The organism is Mesorhizobium sp. WSM4823 (assembly GCF_055811195.1).
In genome coordinates this window covers 1-1,052 of sequence record NZ_JBVVQL010000045.1, presented here as the reverse complement: position 1 = coordinate 1,052, position 1,052 = coordinate 1, and the positions used below count along the sequence as shown (strand labels likewise).

Annotated in this window: 1 protein-coding gene; it reads left to right on the top strand. The window is 62.9% G+C overall.

All coding sequences use genetic code 11. The annotated features are described in order from the left end of the window. The first annotated feature begins 94 nt into the window (after positions 1-94). A protein-coding gene (locus AC0L26_RS31935; protein WP_473636078.1) for an IS630 family transposase occupies positions 95-1,043 on the top strand; the annotation gives its coding sequence in 2 pieces (ribosomal slippage) (positions 95-430 and positions 432-1,043; 948 coding nt in all). Positions 1,044-1,052 lie beyond the last annotated feature (9 nt).

The following is a 1,052-nucleotide window of genomic DNA, read 5'->3' as shown; positions in this document are numbered from 1 at the left end:
CTAGAGCGGTTCACGGCCTAACTGAATCGGAATGGATTCCCGTTTGGTCGGATTTGTGATTCAAGATGCTGGCTGGATTGGAGGCCAGCATCTGATGACCCGACCTCTTTCCAATGATCTTCGAGAGCGTGTTGTGGCGGCGGTCGCGGCCGGGGAAAGCTGCCGATCCGTTGCCGAGCGGTTCGGCGTTGCCGTGTCGTCGGCGGTGAAGTGGTCGCAGCGCTATCGTGCGACCGGCTCGGTTGCGCCGGCCAAGATGGGCGGGCATCGCAAGCGGCTTCTGGAGCCGCATCGCGCCTTCATTGTGGAGCGGATCAACCAGACCTCGCACCTGACGCTGCATGGGCTGAAGGAGGAGCTGGCGGCGCGCGGAGTGCAAGTGTCGCACAACGCAGTATGGCTGTTCCTGCGGCGTGAAGGGCTGCGGTTCAAAAAAAACGCTGTTCGCCCTTGAGCAGGCCCGCGCCGACATCGCGCGGCGACGACAGCGCTGGCGCTCCTGGCAGGCTGGCCTGGATCCGCGTCGGCTGGTCTTCATCGACGAGACCTGGATCAAGACCAACATGGCCCCTTTGCGCGGCTGGGGGCTGAAGGGCAAGCCTCTGCGCGGCTTCGCCCCGCACGGTCACTGGCGTACACTGACCTTCCTCGGTGCGCTGCGCTGCGATCGGCTCGCCGCGCCTTGCGTCTTCGACGGACCGATCAACGGCCAGTGCTTCCGAGCCTATGTCTCGCAGCAGCTCGTGCCGGTGCTCGAACCCGGCGACATCGTCGTGATGGACAATCTCGGCTCGCACAAGTCGGCCGCCATCCGTCAGATGATCCGCTCCGCCGGCGCCAGGCTCTGGTACCTGCCGCCCTACTCACCCGACCTCAACCCGATCGAGCAGGCCTTCGCCAAGATCAAGCACTGGATGCGAAAGGCCCAAAAACGATCGATCGAGGACACATGGCGACATATCGGCCACCTAGTCGCCACTATCGACCCCGACGAATGCGACAATTACTTTGCGAACGCAGGCTACGCTTCCGTTAAAACGTGAAAGACTCTA